General features: G+C 52.0%; 16 protein-coding genes and 1 pseudogene. 9 read left to right on the top strand and 8 right to left on the bottom strand.

Features of this window, described 5'->3' with window-relative positions:
* Entirely contained in the window at window positions 1-270 is a 270-nt protein-coding gene (locus tag X965_RS05795) for a YihD family protein (protein ID WP_004240741.1), read from the bottom strand.
* 226 nt (window positions 271-496) lie between these two features.
* On the opposite strand from X965_RS05795, the pseudogene mobA reads away from it, so the two are divergent.
* The 5 genes and pseudogenes from mobA to X965_RS05815 form a co-directional block, all read left to right on the top strand.
* Window positions 497-1,033 (top strand): annotated as a pseudogene (gene mobA / locus X965_RS19730) (molybdenum cofactor guanylyltransferase MobA); the annotation flags it as partial.
* 36 nt (window positions 1,034-1,069) lie between these two features.
* Complete coding sequence (gene mobB / locus X965_RS19735; protein ID WP_225806429.1) at window positions 1,070-1,588, top strand: molybdopterin-guanine dinucleotide biosynthesis protein MobB; 519 nt, start codon at window positions 1,070-1,072, stop codon at window positions 1,586-1,588.
* 209 nt (window positions 1,589-1,797) lie between these two features.
* Window positions 1,798-2,100: an HdeA/HdeB family chaperone gene (locus tag X965_RS05805; protein WP_004236529.1), complete on the top strand. Its 303-nt coding sequence runs from the start codon at window positions 1,798-1,800 to the stop codon at window positions 2,098-2,100.
* Between the two features lie 127 nt (window positions 2,101-2,227).
* Window positions 2,228-2,749: an isopentenyl-diphosphate Delta-isomerase gene (idi, locus tag X965_RS05810; protein ID WP_015422407.1), complete on the top strand. Its 522-nt coding sequence runs from the start codon at window positions 2,228-2,230 to the stop codon at window positions 2,747-2,749.
* Window positions 2,746-3,147 (top strand): GNAT family N-acetyltransferase, encoded by a 402-nt coding sequence (locus X965_RS05815; RefSeq protein WP_036417392.1) that lies wholly within the window; start codon window positions 2,746-2,748, stop codon window positions 3,145-3,147. Before idi ends, X965_RS05815 begins: the two co-directional genes overlap by 4 nt.
* A 621-nt stretch (window positions 3,148-3,768) precedes the next feature.
* Here the strand turns inward: X965_RS05815 and gorA are convergent.
* Both gorA and X965_RS05830 read right to left on the bottom strand, forming a co-directional pair.
* Window positions 3,769-5,121 (bottom strand): glutathione-disulfide reductase, encoded by a 1,353-nt coding sequence (gene gorA, locus X965_RS05825; protein ID WP_004236534.1) that lies wholly within the window; start codon window positions 5,119-5,121, stop codon window positions 3,769-3,771.
* Window positions 5,122-5,190: 69 nt separating this feature from the next.
* On the bottom strand, window positions 5,191-6,033 hold the full coding sequence (locus X965_RS05830) for a 23S rRNA (adenine(2030)-N(6))-methyltransferase RlmJ (RefSeq protein ID WP_036417394.1): 843 nt from the start codon (window positions 6,031-6,033) through the stop codon (window positions 5,191-5,193).
* Window positions 6,034-6,222: 189 nt separating this feature from the next.
* Between X965_RS05830 and X965_RS05835 the strand changes: the two genes are divergently transcribed.
* From X965_RS05835 to X965_RS05850, 4 genes are all read left to right on the top strand, one after another.
* On the top strand, window positions 6,223-6,612 hold the full coding sequence (locus X965_RS05835) for a DUF1090 domain-containing protein (RefSeq protein WP_004236536.1): 390 nt from the start codon (window positions 6,223-6,225) through the stop codon (window positions 6,610-6,612).
* Window positions 6,613-7,023: 411 nt separating this feature from the next.
* The gene (gene yhjD, locus X965_RS05840) at window positions 7,024-8,016 is read left to right on the top strand and encodes an inner membrane protein YhjD (protein ID WP_032098000.1); all 993 of its coding nucleotides are present in this window, start codon (window positions 7,024-7,026) and stop codon (window positions 8,014-8,016) included.
* 107 nt (window positions 8,017-8,123) lie between these two features.
* A complete protein-coding gene (locus tag X965_RS05845) occupies window positions 8,124-8,330 on the top strand; it encodes a 2-hydroxymuconate tautomerase family protein (protein ID WP_004236540.1) in 207 nt (68 codons plus the stop codon).
* Between the two features lie 2 nt (window positions 8,331-8,332).
* The gene (locus X965_RS05850; protein WP_004236541.1) at window positions 8,333-9,361 is read left to right on the top strand and encodes a serine hydrolase; all 1,029 of its coding nucleotides are present in this window, start codon (window positions 8,333-8,335) and stop codon (window positions 9,359-9,361) included.
* A 56-nt stretch (window positions 9,362-9,417) separates the two neighbouring features.
* On the opposite strand, the gene X965_RS05855 is transcribed toward X965_RS05850, so the two are convergent.
* The 5 genes from X965_RS05855 to dppC form a co-directional block, all read right to left on the bottom strand.
* Complete coding sequence (locus tag X965_RS05855) at window positions 9,418-11,097, bottom strand: pitrilysin family protein (protein WP_036417396.1); 1,680 nt, start codon at window positions 11,095-11,097, stop codon at window positions 9,418-9,420.
* 164 nt (window positions 11,098-11,261) lie between these two features.
* Complete coding sequence (locus X965_RS05860; protein WP_004236543.1) at window positions 11,262-11,969, bottom strand: HAMP domain-containing protein; 708 nt, start codon at window positions 11,967-11,969, stop codon at window positions 11,262-11,264.
* Window positions 11,970-12,159: 190 nt separating this feature from the next.
* The gene (gene dppF / locus X965_RS05865) at window positions 12,160-13,158 is read right to left on the bottom strand and encodes a dipeptide ABC transporter ATP-binding subunit DppF (protein WP_004236544.1); all 999 of its coding nucleotides are present in this window, start codon (window positions 13,156-13,158) and stop codon (window positions 12,160-12,162) included.
* Window positions 13,151-14,134, bottom strand: coding sequence for a dipeptide ABC transporter ATP-binding protein (gene dppD, locus X965_RS05870; protein WP_004236546.1), 984 nt, complete (start codon window positions 14,132-14,134; stop codon window positions 13,151-13,153). Before dppD ends, dppF begins: the two co-directional genes overlap by 8 nt.
* 10 nt (window positions 14,135-14,144) lie before the next feature.
* Window positions 14,145-15,047 carry a dipeptide ABC transporter permease DppC gene (dppC, locus tag X965_RS05875; protein ID WP_004236547.1) on the bottom strand — a complete coding sequence of 301 codons (903 nt, stop codon included), beginning with the start codon at window positions 15,045-15,047 and terminating at the stop codon, window positions 14,145-14,147.
* Window positions 15,048-15,057: the final 10 nt, after the last annotated feature.

A 15,057-nucleotide genomic window follows, 5' to 3' on the forward strand; every position in this document is an offset into this window, starting at 1 on the left:
TTACTCTTTGATGATGCCGCGTGCACGTAACAGGGCGGTTTTAAAATCTTCTTCGTAATCTTTTTTCAGACCCGGAATGGCGTCTGTTGCCTCAGAGCCGCGCATTTTCAGGTGATAAATAAGAATATCATCGGTCAGGTCAGATAATTCACCCTCAAACCCGGCTTCGTCAGCCAGTTTCTGTAACATCTGCATCAGGTTCAGATCAGAATGTTGCTGCCAGACAGGGTGCAGAAGTTCGATAACCTCATTAAGACGATGACATTTCATAATAAATTCCTTATAAGCAAGATCGTAACACATTACCAATTATCCGCCGCTCCGGAAAGAACAGGACTGTCAGGATGCGTAAATATTGGCAGGCTGTAATAACTGCGGCGTATTATCCGTGATTATAACGACCATTGCATTGATATTCGCGCTCACTATACCGGAATCCTTGTTAAGATAAGTTCAGAATATTTATCAGAGATTGTCAGAGAAACTGAAAATGATGATGCAACTCAGCGGCTGTATTCTTGCCGGCGGCCGGGCCACCCGGATGCAGGGACAGGACAAAGGTCTGGTATTACTGGGCGGGATCCCGCTTTATCAGCACAGTGTAAAACTGCTCGCCCCGCAGACAGACGATATTTTTATCAATGCCAACCGCAATACGCAGGATTATCACGCCACCGGCCTGCGGGTGGTCGCCGATACATTACCGGATTTTCCGGGCCCGCTTGCCGGGATGCTCGCCGGTCTTGAAAATGCCCTGCACGACTGGGTGCTGTTCGTACCCTGTGATGTGCCGCAGTTCCCGGCGGATCTGGCAGAAAAACTCTGGCAGCAGAAAGGTGATGCCCTGTGCGCTTATGCCTGTGATCACCAGCGGGCGCATCCGGCCTTTGCGCTGTGTCACCGCTCGCTGATCACGCCGCTGACAGAATACCTCACCGGCGGCGATCGCAAACTTCTGCTGTTTATGGATAAAATCGGCGCCAAAGCCGTCACATTTGATGCCAATCCCGGTGATTTTATTAATCTCAATACCCTTGCCGAGTGCCGGGAATGGGAAAAACAGCACCGGTTGCCGCACCCGGCACCACTGCTGGCCGTCACTGCCTACAGCGGCACCGGTAAAACCACACTGCTGAAAAAGCTGATCCCGCAGTTACGGGAAAGCGGGCTGCGCATCGGCCTGGTCAAACACACGCATCACGATATGGATGTGGACACCCCGGGGAAAGACAGCTACGAGCTGCGTAAAGCTGGTGCTTATCAGACTCTGGTGGTCAGTCAGGAGCGGTTTGCACTGATGACCGAAACCCCGGGTGGCGCGGAGCCTGATCTGATGCAGCTGGCCGCCCGCTTTGATACACGGGAACTGGATCTTATCCTGGTGGAAGGGTTCAAGGGGGAATCCGTACCGAAAATCGCCCTGTTCCGCGATGTGACTGACCGTCCGTATCAGACACTGCTGGATGAATTTGTTATTGCGTTTGCGTCAGATAAGCCACGGCTGGATGTTACTGTACCGCAGTTGGATATCAACAATATCACTGCCATCCGTGACTTTATTGTCAGTTGGCTGGAACACCATCCGTAATCGTCACTCATATCGGGCCTGACATAAAATCATGTTACCCGGCCCGATATGAGTCTCATCTGCATGCTCATACTTTTTATCCTGAAAAAACCATTTAATATTATTATTTCCTCTTTAAAAATAGAGAAATATTGAATATGACGTTATTTGATCTATCCTGAAAACGTATTTGTTGTATTTCCTGAAACAAAAAACGAGGTTTATTTATCATGAAAAAGTATTTCGTCACCGCGTGTCTGGTTGCTGCAAGTGCATTTTCCTCAGTGGCTCTCGCTGAACCTGCTGATATTCAGGTACCCGATAAAATGACCTGCAAAGAATTCGTTAATCTGAACCCGCAAAGCTGGGCGCCGGTTGCCCTGTGGGTGATCAGCAAAGACACACAATACCCGGGCGGTGACTTTGTGGCACTGTCAGAAAAAGGGGTTGCAGAAGCACCAAAAATTGTTGAATTCTGTAAGAAATTCCCGGAAGGCACCCTTCAGGATTACCTGGCTGCCCGCAATAAATAATCCCTGAAAATAAATAATAAAACGCCGGAGATATATTCCGGCGTTTTTATGCCACTATTCCGGCAAACTTTCCGCTGCATATTTGCTACAGTATATCTTTCAGCCGCTTTACCGGATAAAAGATATAATGAGTGACGAACTGATTCTGGTCGATGAACATGATAATACCCTCGGGTATGACGAAAAACTCCGCGTTCATCAGCTCGGATTACTGCACCGTGCGTTTTCTGTGTTCCTGTTTAATGATGCGGGTGAACTGCTGATCCAGCAGCGCGCGCTCAGCAAATACCATTCCGGCGGATTGTGGGCCAACAGCTGCTGTAGTCATCCCCGCCGTGGTGAATCGCTGGAACAGGCGACACAGCGCCGTCTGCAGGAAGAGCTGGGGATCACCTGTCCTCTGCGGCCTGCCGGACATATCATTTATCGTGCGGATGTTCCGCCGTCCCTGACTGAACATGAATATGATCACCTGTTTACCGGCCACTATAACGGCCCGTTTTCCCTGAATCCGCAGGAGGTCGCTGCCGTGCGCTGGATATCACTCACTGACCTGAAACAAGAGATGCGTGACCATCCGCAGCAATTTGCCGAATGGTTTAAGGTCATTGCAAAAAAATTCCCGCTGTTACAGATAACAACCTCATGACACTGATTACAGAAGAACGTGCGCCTTCCGCACAGGAATACTGCGCGCTGCGCATTAAAGCCGGATTGTCGGCAAAATCACTGAAAGCCGCTGAGATCGGGCTGCCCAACAGTTTATATATCGTGACCATCCGTGACGCCGGAACACTTATCGCCATGGGGCGAGTGGTCGGTGACGGTGCCTGTAATTTTGAGGTGGTTGATGTCGCCGTTGATCCGGCATATCAGGGCGCGGGGCTCGGCCGCTGGGTTATGGACTGTATCGATGGCTATCTTGTATCTGCCACACTCGAAGGTTCTTATGTCTCGATGGTCGCGGATAAACCCGGTTTCTATGAAAAACTCGGCTGGAAACCGGTCGGCCCGGCATCAGAGGGAATGTCGAAGAAGTTCAGGTGAAATATCTAATTTTTTTCTACCAGAAACGATGTGGTTTGCTCCGCTTCATTGATGATAATATCAATTTTTGTATTATCCTTAACCCATCGTTCTCTCTTCCGGTACTGATCAAACTTCTTTGAGAAACCTGACCGTTTGACATAGTCAAAGAGTTCATGGTTTCTCTTTGTATCGACATTAAAGAAAACAATATCATTAAACTCAGCTGAATTTCCGTCCACAGGCTCATAATTTATCTCATATTCACCTGATATCATTGGATATTTTATTTATCTCATCAAACGTATATAAATAATAGTAAACTATATTTAATTTTGTATATTCTCTGTTTCCCGGGAGGAATAAAAATATGACTGTAACGAAAAGAAAAAAAATAAACAGCGGAAAAATAATCAGTTTACTCAATTTAAATCCATTCACTTTCAGCTCCGAAATTAATCCCTGTAGTATCACTCTATAACTTTCATTCGGTGATTATATTATCCGGTTTATTACCAATCCCTTCAGCTTAGCGGTACAAAATCTGCATGTTATGACTGAATACCAACGATAGCACATAAATAAAAAAACCGGCTATATGACATGCATACAGCCGGTTTCATTTATTACATCCTCAGACCATCAGCGCATTGTCACAAACTCTTCCGCTGCTGTCGGGTGGATTGCCACGGTATTATCGAAATCTTTCTTGGTGGCGCCCATTTTCAGTGCAACCGCAAAGCCCTGCAGGATTTCGTCCATACCGTAGCCGATGCCGTGGATACCAACGATTTTTTCGTCTTTACCCGCACACACCAGCTTCATTTTGCATGGCTGGCGGTGGCTGGTGACAGCGGTATACATGGCGGTGAAAGAGGATTTGTAGCATTTCACATTATCCGCGCCGTACTGCTCAATCGCCTGTGGTTCTGTCAAACCCACGGTGCCGATAGCCGGGTGGCTGAAGACAACAGTCGGGATATTGGTGTAATCCAGGTGCTCGTCCGGCTTGTTGTTAAACAGGCGCTCAGAGAGACGGCGGCCTGCGGCAACCGCAACCGGCGTCAGTTCGACAGCGCCGGTGTTATCCCCCACCGCATACACGCCCGGAACCGACGTGTTCTGGTATTTATCCACCTGAATATAACCACGGTCGTTAAGTTTCACGCCAGTCACATCCAGATTGATGTTGTCTGTTGCCGGTTCACGGCCGATAGCCCAGATCAGGCAATCTACAGTCTGCTCGTGGCCGTTTTCCAGTTGCAGGGTCAGACTGCCGTCGGCATTTTTCACAACTGCTTTCGGTACAGAGTTGGTGTGCAGTGACGGCCCTTCGGTGTTCATCACCTCGACCAGCGTTTCCGTAATCAGCGGATCAAAATTACGCAGCGGTGCATGTTTGCGGACGAACAGATGTGTTTCGCTGCCCAGTGCATTCAGCACCCCGGCCAGTTCCACGGCGATATACCCGGCACCGACCACCGCCACACGTGACGGCAGAGCTTTCAGTGCGAAGAAACCATCAGAATCAATCCCGTATTCCGCGCCCGGGATGGACGGCGGAACCGGACGGCCGCCGGTGGCGATCAGGATATGATCCGCGGTGTACGTTTCACCGTTCACTTCTACCGTGTGCGCATCTTTAAAACGGGCAAAACCGGTGATCACATCCACTTTGTTATTGCCGAGAACGCGCTCATAAGACTGGTGAATACGATCAATATACGCAGAACGGCTTTCCAGCAGTTTGTCCCAGCTGAAATGATTGATGGTGGTATCGAACCCGTAATCCGGGCCGTACTGGCGGATAGCTTCCGCAATCTGCGCACCGTACCACATCACTTTTTTCGGGACACAACCGACGTTAACACACGTGCCGCCGAGCGCTTTTGCTTCAATCAGGGCACATTTCTGCCCGTACATTGCTGCCCGGTTTACAGACGCAATACCGGCACTGCCGCCGCCGATTGCAATATAATCGTAATGTTTGCTCATAGTTGGCTCGTTCCATTTATCAGTCAATACATAAACACCCGCTGCCGTCATGCCCGCAGCGGAAACGAATTATTCCGGTGTGATCCATTCAACCAGTGTATGCCCTGTACCTTCCGGTACCAGCACGTTATGCAGCCACGGCAGCACAGATTTCATCTGCGATTCCAGCTTCCACGGCGGGTTAATCACAATCATGCCGGATGCGGTCATACCGCGCTGATCACTGTCAGGGCGCACCGCCAGCTCGATTTGCAGAATCTTGCGGATCCCGGTTGCCTGGAAATCTTTTACCATCCGTTTGATCTGCTGGCGCAGCACCACCGGATACCAGACCGCATAAGTCCCGGTCGCAAAACGGCGGTGACCTTCCTGAATCCCTTTCACCACGGCCTGATAATCACTTTTCAGTTCATACGGCGGGTCAATCAGCACAAATCCGCGCCGGGACAACGGCGGTAACTGTGATTTCAGCTGCTGATAACCATCTTCCCGCACCACACGGGCGCGGTTATCGCGGCTAAATTCATTGCGCAGCAGCGGGAAATCAGACGGATGCAGTTCGCTGATATTTAATTTGTCGTGATCACGCAGCAAATGTGCGGCGATCAGCGGCGAACCCGGATAAAAACGCAGGTCACCACGCGGATTCAGTGCACTGACAGCTTCAAGATACGTTTTCAGTTCTTCCGGCACCGATTCCTGCGCCCAGATACGGGCGATCCCTTCCAGGTACTCCCCGGTACGCTCCGCATGCTCACCACTGAGCTGATAACGCCCGGCACCGGCGTGCGTATCCAGATACAAAAAGGGTTTGTCTTTCTCTTTTAATGACTCAATGATCAGACTCTGGACGGTGTGTTTTAACACATCCGCATGGTTGCCGGCGTGAAAGCTGTGGCGGTAACTAAGCATACAAGGGCCTCAGATGGTCGGGTGTGCACCACCCGGAACAAGAATATCAGTACAGATTGAAGTGCTCAGTATAACCTGATTTCGGCAGGAAAGAACCAATGCCCTTTCCTCATCTGTGCGGCGTGATAATGAACCATTGTCATTATTGATAGTCATAAAATGACGACTAGTATAAATAACGAGGTAAACATGACACGTTTTACAACTGCTGCACTGGCTCTGGGGGCATTACTGGTAAGCACCTCCGCGCTGAGTGCGCAGAATGGCTGTGACATCAAAAAAAGCAAAATTCAGGAGCAGCTCAGCTACGCCAAAGCTCACGGCAATACACACCGGGTGCAGGGGCTGGAGCGGGCTTTGCAGAATGTGAATACTTACTGCACACCAAACAGCCTGCGTGATGATGCCCGCGATGAAGTCAGTGACCGGACAAAAGAAGTGGCAGAGCGCAAAGCCGATTTACAGAAAGCCATCGATAAAGGCGATATCAGTAAGATTGCCAAACGCGAACGCAAACTGGCCGAAGCCGAAGCGGAATTAAAAGAAGCACAGGCGGAACTGGATTCATTATTAAAGTAATCATACCGCTGCCGGTTTTCTGACAACAGAAACCGGCAAACAGTATTAAAACGCTGTTGCTCTTAACTGCCCGAAATAATTAGTCAGCTGAAAGCGGACTTCAAAATAAGGCCCTTCCGGTTTATAAACACACCCGGTAATAAGCAGCAGAATAACCGGTATCAGCAAACAACGGTAAATTCCCCGGTTATTTCCGGGAAAGACACATTTATTATTCATATTGTGAACATCTTATAAATTGGTATTTATTTTAATTATTCTGAGAAGAAATAAGCGCGGCTGATTACATATTATTATCCCGGTTAATCAACCGGGAAATTCTGAAGCCCGTTATACCGGAACCTGAATTGTTCATCCGGTGAGTCCTGTAGTAAACTTAAACGGAATCAATTTCCGAACAAGCGAGGATACATGACCCGGGAAAACGACACACCGGAAGATGACAACAGCACATCATCATTAAAACCCCTGCGGAAGAATTTTGATGAAGGGTTAAAACAGGGGAAAAAAGCCCTGAAATGGAGTGTGAAAGCCGGAAATTATATCCGCAATATTCCGTTTATTGCCCATCTGATCCGCACCGCCACCCGCTTTAATGACAGAATGGGCAGCCCGTTCGGTGCAGCGATTACCTATTTCTCGTTTTTATCCATGATCCCGATCCTGATGGTCTCTTTTGCCGCCGCCGGTTATGTGCTGGCCTTTAATCCGGAACTGCTGACCAGACTTATCCGCGGTGTCGCCAACAGTATCAGCGACCCGACACTCGCCGCCACTATTGAGCGCAGTATTGATACCGCAATCCGCCAGCGTGCGACCGTCGGGTTAACCGGTCTGGCACTGGCACTCTATTCGGGGGTGAACTGGGTGGGTAATCTGCGGATGGCTATCCGGGCGCAGTACCACGACCAGTGGGAGCCGGATATCGAAGTCAAAGAGAACATGTTCCTGCGCTATCTGCGGGATTTCCTGGCGCTGATCGGTCTGCTGGTGGCGCTGGTGGTTACTCTCTCGCTGACCTCGATTGCCGGGGCCGCACAAGCCCGGATAGTCGCGTTTCTCGGCCTGGATGCTGTCGAATGGCTGCGTCCTGCCTGGACAACTATCGGCCTGACCATCTCCATCCTCGCCAACTATCTGCTGTTTACCTGGATTCTCTGGATCCTGCCGCGCATGAAGCTGAGCCGCCGCTCCCTGCTGAAAGGCACACTGCTGGCCGCGATCGGTTTTGAGATCCTGAAAACCATTATGACCTGGCTGCTGCCGAACATGGCGGCCTCCCCGTCCGGTGCTGCGTTTGGTTCGGTTATCGGCCTGATGGCCTTTTTCTATTTCTTCGCGCGCCTGATCCTCTTTTCAGCCGCCTGGATTGCGACTGACATCCAAAAAAATAAAACCGCCTGAGATTTTGGCTGCAATATGGTATGAATATCAGTCAGTGTAATGGATACTGAACCGTTACCGGCTGATATTCAGACAGTTGCAGACAACCACATCTATCAGGAGCCTCTATGCCATTCATCAATATCCGCATCACCAAAGAAGGTGCGACCGCAGAACAAAAGCAAAAACTGATTGAAGGTGCCACACAATTACTTGTTGATGTACTGGGAAAAAACCCGGCTTCAACCTTTGTGATTATTGATGAGGTGGAAACAGACAACTGGGGTGTCGGCGGACAGAGTGTGACGAAACTGCGCGCTGACGCGAAGAAATAATCATGCCGGCGCGGAATTTATCAGCCCTGCTGCAGGATGTTCAGCCGGACGGTTTTGCCACGGCATTCTGTTTCACCGGCGAAGGGTGTGAATTACCGGACGGTGCGGCACACGGCGGACTGAGCAAAAACGACAGCACGCCGGTCACCCCGGATACCCCGGTGCGGATCGCCAGTAATACCAAAACGTTTACCGCGGCGGCAGTGCTGCGCCTGTATGAACAGCAGAAGCTCAGTCTCAGTTCACCGGTCGCGCCGCTGCTCTCCCCGCAGTATGTCCGCTGGCTGACAGAGGCGGGTTATGATCTGAATGCCATCACGGTGCAGCATCTGCTCAGTCACAGCAGCGGGCTGTATGATCATGCCGATGAGAAGTATATCCGTGATGTGCTCGCGGATCCCGGCCATCTCTGGACACGGGATGAGCAGATCCGCCTGTATGTCAGCCGGGGCTATCCGCTGATGAAACCGGGCCTCTGTTTCCTCTATTCCGATACCGGGTATCTGCTGCTGGGCGATATTATTGAGCGGATCACACAACTGCCGCTGGCACAGGCGGTCCGGCAGTTGCTGCGCTTTGATGCACCGGGCATGGAATCCGCTTACTGGGAACTGGAAGAGCCTGCGCCGGCGGGTCTTCCGCCCCGGGCACATCAGTATCTCGGCAATATTGACGGGGAGACCATCAGTCCGACCATGGATCTCTGGGGCGGCGGCGGGTTGATTATGTCGGTAAACGCCCTGGCGGTGTTTATGGCAAATCTGTTTGAGGGCCGTATTTTTGACAAGCCGGACACCCTTGAAACCATGCTGAAACCGGGCAGCCATGACGGTGCGGAAGATTACCGCTGCGGGGTGATGGTGACAGAGCGGGACGGCCAGACACTCTGGTATCATTTGGGATTCTGGGGAACCGCAGCTTACTATCACCCGCAGAAAAAAATCGCGGCGGCGGGCTTTGTGAATAACAGGGACACCCGGCCGTGGCTGATGAATCTGCTGGAAAGCAGCTTGTGTCAGGACGATGAATAGCCATTAAAAAAGGGTATCTGAAAGATACCCTTTTTATTTCATACCATTACCCGAAATCAGGCACTGACACCGTCGGTGTTGTTATCTGCCGCCGGTGGCTCGGCATTGCCGTTTTGCCCGCCTTTTTTAGCCGGAGCCAGTGCTTTTGGTTCTGCCGGTTTCGCTTCCTGTGACGGCGCTGCCGCTTCCGGGGTTACCGCCGGGGCTTTGGCCTGCTCTGCGGCGGCTTTTTCTGCCGCTGCTTTTTCGGCTGCCGCTTTCTCAGCGGATTCCGCATCCGCCGCAGCCTGTTTCTCTGCCGCAGCAACCGCTTTCTCCGGATGCATTATCTTATCGAACTGAGCACGCAGCTGATCCACATTCATTTCTGTCTCACCTTTCGGCTGAATAAAGAAGAATGCGGTATCCTGCTCTAAAATTGCATGAATTTCTGCGTTCAGCACATCCGGTGTCAGGTTGTTCAGGAACGCCTGACGCAGACGCTGATACTGCTCCGGCGGAATATCAATGATATTACTCTGCTGGGACATCAGACGCTGGTTGATCAGAATATCCGTGGTAGTCCGGGCATAAATAGCAAATAGCTGCTGAAGCTGAGCCTGTTTCAGGGCAATCAGCGCATCAAAATTCTCAGCGGAAATCCCTTTTTCTTTCAGCACAGCCAGTTCACCGGCCAGCTCAGAGACAATCACCGGCATTTTTTCATTCGGCGCACGCAGGCTGAGCATGCAGCTGGCACGCTGATACTGCATCCGGCAATCCATATTCATTGCCATGAATTTTTCATTTTTCTTGCCGATGCCCTGCTGTAATGCACCAAAAAGGGCTTCACGGGCGAGATCGTTTAACCAGTAGCGGTTGAGTGCATCTGAATCTTTAACGGAAGACCAGTTCAGATCCCAGACCAGCGCCAGCATATCGTCTTTCTGATTTTCATTCACAGCATGGACTGAGCGTGGTTTCATCGGCGGCAGTGTGGCGACACTGACCGGAGTCTGACGTTTACCTTCCAGGGAGCCGAATGCTTTGCTGATACCGTCTTCCAGCGCGCGTTTATCAACCGGTCCGGCAACATAGAGCGTCGCCATATCCGGTGTGTACCAGCGCTGATAGAAACTGTTCAGTGCCTCAACATCAATTTTGCCTGCAGGCGGCGGCACCGGGTCAAACCCCTGGAGAGTAGTGCCTTTTAACCGGGCACGCCAGATAGGATCATTGATATTCGGCGGATAAGTGGCGACCGGAGAATCCGGCGCGGCCAGGGCGGCAGCAACGGTTTCCTGATTAAAAATTCCATGACCTGAGACATCCGCCATCCAGCTCAGTGCCGCTTTCAGCACCTCCGGATTATTATTCGGCAGGCTCAGGTTATAGAGTGTGAAATCATAGGAAACAATCGCCGGCGGCAGCGGCATATCCGGGCTTATGCCGTTACGCAGCAGGTTCGATAACTGCTGTGTGTTCAGGCTCTGGCTGTTAAACATCACCACTTTCGGGATGAGGTAAGCGAACCCTTTTTCAGCCGGTTTTTCCATCATGGAGCCGGTCTGAACAGAAAGGCGCATCTGTATGCGGTCATTCGGGCGCTGCGGCGTCTGAAGCAGCTGCCAGCTGAATCCGTTTGCCAGTTTACCCTGCTGCCATGCCGGGTCCGGCTGTAATGCTTCTGCGTGTAACTGAGATGTGACGGCAATCAGGACGCCACCGAGTAAAACACGTAAATAAGAGCGTTGCATGCTAACCTCTTTTAATATGAATCCCTGGTATGCCTTCTTCTGAGGTTTACCACTGATGCCGGAAATACTGTTATGTCAGACGATACGTACAGGCAAAAACTGACCGGCTTCCGGGACGCCCTTTTGATTCGTCTGGGTTTAGACAGCAAACCGTCCGGGAAGTTTTATGATGACTCCGTTTTATGTTTGTTCAGCTGGTTCCGGTACCCCTTCGCCAGCAAACCAAGTTCATCATCCTCATGATATGCTGAACAACTGAGCTGCTCTGCAGGCTCATCACTGTTCAGCTCACGGGCCATATTACGCAGCGGCCGCACGATCAGGCGGTTAATACACCAGCTTATCGCGATCACCAGCACCAGCGCCAGTAACAGATAACTGGTCACCATCAGTGCCACGACATTCATCGCGAAGCGGTATATGCGGTTATCATCCACCTGAAGAATAAGATAACCCTGCGGGGGTTTGCCGGTATGTGCCACGCCGTAGGCGTAAAGCGGAACCTTAATCTCAACCGGGATCCCGAAAATCATTTTTGCTGTGCCGGGAATAGGACGGTGTGTGGCAAAATCCAGGCTTATCACCTGAACATTTTCCGGCGTCATCACAATCGCGCGTCCTAAAATCCCGCTGGCCCGCAATGTTATCAGCGTCGATTTTATTGCGTTTAAGTCCGACCCTAACAAGGCATCTGCCAGCGGTTTCCTGACCTGTACTGACGAATTATAAAGCTGATTGATGTAATCATCTTTCCGCTGTTGTATCAGATGTGATAACAGAAGCGTCATAAAAAGTGCGATCGTCACCAAAGTCACCGCAGCGACAACTGACATCTGTTTGATAGTCAGTGACTTTCTGACTTTTACACGCATATTCCACGCCTTTCGTTACAATTCAGTTATCACATCTTTCGCCATACGCAGTGATTATACGTCATCATTGTGCTTTGTGCTGATCTAATCTCACCCGCCAGACAGCAAAAAGCGATAACGGAGCCCTCCATTATCGCTGTTTGTCTTCAGTTAAAACATGTTTTTCTGTAATTTACTGTAAAACAGAATGTTATGCGGAAATTTTTGCCTCTTCTTCCCTGTCCACCGCGAAACAGGCAATCAGCTGTCCGCCGTAGGATTTAAGCTCCGGACGGAACTGAGTACAGGTGCCAAATGCATGACGGCAGCGGGCGGCAAAGGCGCATCCCGGCGGCGGATTCAGCGGGCTCGGCAGCTCGCCGGTCAGTTTTATCCGCTCACGGCGCTGTGCCGGATTCAGCCTCGGTGTCGCGGAGAGCAGAGCCTGTGTGTAAGGATGGCGCGGATTCTCAAAAATCTGCGCTTTGGTACCTTTTTCCACACAACGTCCCAGATACATCACCATCACATCATCCGCGATATGTTCCACCACAGATAAGTCATGAGAAATAAACACATACGACAGACCCAGCTCATCCTGAAGATCCATCATCAGGTTCAGCACCTGAGCGCGGACGGATACATCCAGCGCGGATACCGGTTCATCGGCAATCACCACATCCGGATCCAGCATCAGCCCCCGGGCAATGGCAATACGCTGGCGCTGACCGCCGGAAAACATATGCGGATAACGGCTGTAATGCTCAGTTTTCAGGCCGACTTTCGCCATCATCGCCAGCACTTTCTCTTTGCGCTCTGCCGCGCTGAGAGAGGTATTGATAACCAGCGGCTCTTCCAGAATCTGCCCGACTTTTTTACGCGGATTAAGCGAGCCGTACGGGTTCTGGAACACAATCTGGATTTTCTGCCGCCGCAGTTTCTCCGCATGTTTATCTGCCACCAGCAGATCCTGCCCCTGGTAGAACAGCTCCCCGCCGGTCGGTTTTTCAATCATGGTCAGCAGACGGCCGAGTGTCGATTTCCCGCAGCCGGACTCCCCGACCACCGCCAGGGTTTTCCCGCGATTCAGATCAAACGATACGCCGTCGAGGGCTTTCACCATCCGCTCCGGCGAGAAAAAGCCTTTCTTCACCGGATAATATTTTTTCAGATCACTGACATGTAACAGCGGCTGTGTGGTTTCACTCATGGCCCGGTCTCCCTTCATCATCCAGCGGGGTATGACATTTCACCTGACGCGCCCCGACAGTACGCAGTTCCGGTTCCGTGCTGCGGCATAAATCCGTGGCGTACGGGCAGCGCGGGTTCAGCAGACAGCCCTCAGGCCGGTCATATTTACCGGGCACAACCCCCGGCAGTGATGCCAGACGGCTCTTGTTACCGGCGAATTCCGGCAGTGCCCGTAACAGTGCCTGAGTATACGGATGGCGCGGCGCGCGGAAGATATCCGACGCCTTGCCGGACTCCGCCACCTGCCCCGCATACATCACAATAATGTGGTGAGCGGCTTCCGCCACCAGCGCGAGGTCATGGGTGATCAGCACCAGTGCCATGTTTTCCTGCTGCTGTAACTCCAGCAGCAGTTCAATGATCTGTGCCTGAATAGTCACATCCAGTGCTGTTGTCGGCTCATCGGCAATCAGCAGCTTCGGACGGCAGGCAATCGCCATCGCAATCATCACACGCTGGCTCATCCCGCCGGATAACTGGTGCGGATAGACATCCAGCCGCGATTTCGGATCCGGGATACCGACCAGCGTCAGCAGGTCGATAGTCCGCTGTAACCGGGTTTTCCGGTTGCCGCCCTGGTGAACTTTCAGGGCTTCCATGATCTGATATCCCACGGTATAGCAGGGATTCAGGCTGGTCATCGGATCCTGGAAAATCATTGCCACATCCGCGCCCACCAGCTCGCGCCGCTCTTTTTCTGAGATGGTCAGCAGATGGCGGCCGTCAAACTCAAGGTTATCCGCCATCACCCGGCCCGGGAAATCAATCAGCCCCATAATCGCCAGTGAACTGACGGATTTACCGGAGCCGGATTCCCCGACAATCCCGAGCACTTCACCTTCCTCAACCTGATAGCTGATCCGGTCAACGGCGCGGAATGGCATCTCTTTTTCACCGAAGTGAACAGATAATTTATCAACTGTTAATAACGCCATGTCTGCACCTCTACTGCTTAAGCTTAGGATCAAGGGCATCACGCAATCCGTCGCCCATCAGGTTAAACGCCAGTACTGTCAGTAAAATCGCCAGGCCCGGGAAGGTCACCACCCACCATGCGCTCTGCGTAAACTGTAAAACATCGGACAGCATGGTTCCCCACTCCGGTGTCGGCGGCTGTGCGCCCATCCCGAGGAAACCTAATGCGGCCATGTCCAGAATAGCGTTGGAGAAACCCAGAGATGCCTGCACAATCAGCGGCGCCAGGCAGTTCGGCAGAATATTGACAAACATCTGGCGCACCGGGCCTGCGCCCGCCACCGCAGAAGCGGTCACATAGTCGCGGCTCACTTCCGTCAGCACCGCCGCGCGGGTCAGACGGATATAGTGCGGCAGTGCCACGAAAGTCAGCGCCAGCGAGGCATTAACAATCGACGGACCGAAAATCGCCACCAGCACCAGTGCCAGCAGCAGGCTCGGCAGTGCCAGCATGATATCGACGATACGCATGATCAGGGCATCAACCCAGCCGCCGAAATACCCGGCAGCGAGGCCAATCACCACCCCCAGCAGCAGCGACAGCGCTACCACCAGACAACCGACCAGCAGTGAAAGCCGTGCGCCGTACATCAGGCGCGACAGAATATCGCGGCCGATATCATCAGTACCGAGAATAAACTGCCATGAGCCGCCTTCCTGCCAGACCGGCGGTTGTAATAAATGATCACGGAACTGCTCATCCGGCAGATGCGGGGCGAGCAGCGGGGCAAAAACGGCGATCAGCAGCATCAGCAGAATATAGATCAGGCCGATCAGCGCGCCTTTGTTGCGCCGGAAGTAGTGCCAGAATTCGCGCAGCGGGGAAAGCGGCTCAGGCGCGCGGGTCACGGTAGTATTTGTCGTCTCAGACATTGTGCGCTCC

Origin of the sequence: Morganella sp. EGD-HP17 (assembly GCF_000512315.2) — a bacterium.
Classification (GTDB): Bacteria; Pseudomonadota; Gammaproteobacteria; order Enterobacterales; family Enterobacteriaceae; genus Morganella; species Morganella morganii.

Coding starts and splice junctions, on each gene's coding strand:
- X965_RS05845 (WP_004236540.1), top strand. CDS start 8,124: ATGCCATTCATCAATATCCGCATCACCAAAGAAGGTGCGACCGCAGAA.
- X965_RS05805 (WP_004236529.1), top strand. CDS start 1,798: ATGAAAAAGTATTTCGTCACCGCGTGTCTGGTTGCTGCAAGTGCATTT.
- dppF (WP_004236544.1), bottom strand. CDS start 13,158: ATGAGTGAAACCACACAGCCGCTGTTACATGTCAGTGATCTGAAAAAA.
- gorA (WP_004236534.1), bottom strand. CDS start 5,121: ATGAGCAAACATTACGATTATATTGCAATCGGCGGCGGCAGTGCCGGT.
- X965_RS05815 (WP_036417392.1), top strand. CDS start 2,746: ATGACACTGATTACAGAAGAACGTGCGCCTTCCGCACAGGAATACTGC.
- X965_RS05860 (WP_004236543.1), bottom strand. CDS start 11,969: ATGCGTGTAAAAGTCAGAAAGTCACTGACTATCAAACAGATGTCAGTT.
- X965_RS05795 (WP_004240741.1), bottom strand. CDS start 270: ATGAAATGTCATCGTCTTAATGAGGTTATCGAACTTCTGCACCCTGTC.
- dppD (WP_004236546.1), bottom strand. CDS start 14,134: ATGGCGTTATTAACAGTTGATAAATTATCTGTTCACTTCGGTGAAAAA.
- dppC (WP_004236547.1), bottom strand. CDS start 15,047: ATGTCTGAGACGACAAATACTACCGTGACCCGCGCGCCTGAGCCGCTT.
- X965_RS05855 (WP_036417396.1), bottom strand. CDS start 11,097: ATGCAACGCTCTTATTTACGTGTTTTACTCGGTGGCGTCCTGATTGCC.
- yhjD (WP_032098000.1), top strand. CDS start 7,024: ATGACCCGGGAAAACGACACACCGGAAGATGACAACAGCACATCATCA.
- X965_RS05830 (WP_036417394.1), bottom strand. CDS start 6,033: ATGCTTAGTTACCGCCACAGCTTTCACGCCGGCAACCATGCGGATGTG.
- X965_RS05850 (WP_004236541.1), top strand. CDS start 8,333: ATGCCGGCGCGGAATTTATCAGCCCTGCTGCAGGATGTTCAGCCGGAC.
- X965_RS05835 (WP_004236536.1), top strand. CDS start 6,223: ATGACACGTTTTACAACTGCTGCACTGGCTCTGGGGGCATTACTGGTA.
- idi (WP_015422407.1), top strand. CDS start 2,228: ATGAGTGACGAACTGATTCTGGTCGATGAACATGATAATACCCTCGGG.